The following is a 1,968-nucleotide window of genomic DNA, read 5'->3' on the forward strand; positions in this document are numbered from 1 at the left end:
CTCGATACGGGGAAACGGGCCCTGCTTGTAGCCCTCGATCAGCACCAGGTCGTAGCCGCGCCCGGTGTAGAAGTCGCGCACGAGCTGCCGCGGATCGGGCTCGCCGTCCATCCGCATCACCATCGCGATCTTTCCCTCGCCGGCCATGATCGTCGATTCGGCCTCGCCCTCGTTGAAGTGCCGCCAGCTGTCGCGCCCGGGCTGGTCGGTTTCGAACGCGTGATGCCCGTGCTTGATGGAGGCCACGCGATATCCCCGGCGCTTCAATTCGGCCAGGAGGGCGACCGCGAGCGTGGTCTTGCCGCTGTTCTTCTTCCCGACGATGCACACCGCCGGTGGCGGCTCGGGGCTGGCGATGCGCTCGGCCGCGCGAAGGTCGTCCACCGTGTTTATGTTGAGGAAGAGGATAGCCGGATCGCCGATGCGCCGAACTTCATCGATCGGGACCCGGTCCGCGCGAACGCGGTCGGCGAGGCGGAATGCCTGCCGCTCGCCATCCGCCAGCATGCGGTCGATCTCGGGGAGACAGCGGACGCAATACCAGGCGCACAGCGGCTCGATCCCACGCCGTCCGCCGCTCTCCGGGACGACCGCGTCCACATCATCCGATCCAGCGCGATCCGCCACCGTCCGCAGCAGGTTGGCACTGACGAACGGCATGTCGCAGGCGACGACCAGCGCGCCCGTGCGTCCCCTCTCTATCGCCCAGCGCAGCGCCGTGCGGATGCCGCCGAGCGCGCCCAAGCCGGGGACGTCGTCCGCGCGGATGGGCAGGTCGAGATCTGCGAAGAGCGAGGCATCGTTGGCGATGATCACCACGGAATCTGCCACCCGCGACAGCGCGTCCACCGCGCGGTCGATGATCCGCCGTCCACCCACTGACGCCAGCGCCTTCGGTGCGCCGAAGCGGCGGCTGGCGCCACCCGCCAGGATCGCGCCCAGCGGGGCGGTGGAGGGGAGTGCGCCGGAGTCCGTCATCGCGTGCCGAAAGAGTGGAACTGCCTGGCCCGAAGCTACCGGCGCGGAGGCGCCGGAACAACCCGGAAGTCGGAACGCGTCTTGCGCGCCGGGCGCCCGACGAGCGGGATGGGACGGAACGCGAACGGGGAGGCTGAGGATGAGGGGATACGACGCGTACCGCGGTGGATGGCAGGGCGGCCCGCGGCCGATGGGCGGATACGACCGCGGCTGGCGCCCGCGCGGGCCCATGCACGGCGCGCCGTGGGGCGGCGTCGGCGGCCCGTTCGGGCGCGGGGGGTTCGACCGGTACGACCGCGGGATCTACGGCGATGCGTATCCCGGCTTCGGCGGCGTTCCGGGCGGCGGGCGCCCCCGCGGCTACGATGCGGGCGGGGGATACGCGCCGGGTCGTCCGCCCATGCAGCGCGGCTGGGGCGGCTATGCCGAGGACTACGGCGACGAGGGCGGATACGCGCGGGTGCCGTTCCTGCCCGACCGCGCCTACCAGCGCCATCCGGAGCTGAACCAGCGGCCGGAGCGCGGGCCGCGGTACGGCTACGAGGTGGACGACACGGACCTGGAGATGGACGACGGCGAAATCCTGGCCGCCGTCCGCCAGCGCCTGTACGAAGACGTGTGGGTGGACGTGGACCGCCTCGGCGTGGAGGTGGAGGACGGCATCGTCACGCTGACGGGCGAGGTGGACGACTTCCTGGAAGCGCGCTACGCCTGGGACGACGCGTGGGAAACCATGGGTGTGCGCGGCGTGATCAACCACATCCGCGTGCGCCTGGACGAAGCCGGCCCCGCGCACGGCGACTTGCTCCCGCAGAGCACGCACGGATCGTCGTCCGAGCCGAGTGCGTGAGGGGATAGTGCGTGATTGCGAAAGTGCGAAAGTGCGAAAGTGCGAAAGTGCGAAAGTGCGAAAGTGCGAAAGTGCGAAAGTGCGAAAGTGCGAAAGTGCGAAAGTGCGAAAGTGCGAAAGAGCGAAAGTGCGAAAGTGCG

2 protein-coding genes are annotated in these 1,968 nt (G+C 69.9%); one reads left to right on the plus strand and one right to left on the minus strand.

Annotation, left to right across the window (positions count from 1 at the left end; all coding sequences use genetic code 11):
* Window positions 1-978, minus strand: a 978-nt coding sequence (gene mobB, locus VIB55_RS11270; RefSeq protein ID WP_331876760.1) for a molybdopterin-guanine dinucleotide biosynthesis protein B, incomplete at its 3' end; no start/stop codon positions are given.
* A gap of 139 nt (window positions 979-1,117) precedes the next feature.
* On the opposite strand from mobB, the gene VIB55_RS11275 reads away from it, so the two are divergent.
* Window positions 1,118-1,828, plus strand: a complete 711-nt coding sequence (locus VIB55_RS11275) for a BON domain-containing protein (RefSeq protein ID WP_331876761.1) — start codon at window positions 1,118-1,120, stop codon at window positions 1,826-1,828.
* Window positions 1,829-1,968: the final 140 nt, after the last annotated feature.

This window comes from Longimicrobium sp. (assembly GCF_036554565.1).
Classification (GTDB): Bacteria; Gemmatimonadota; Gemmatimonadetes; order Longimicrobiales; family Longimicrobiaceae; genus Longimicrobium.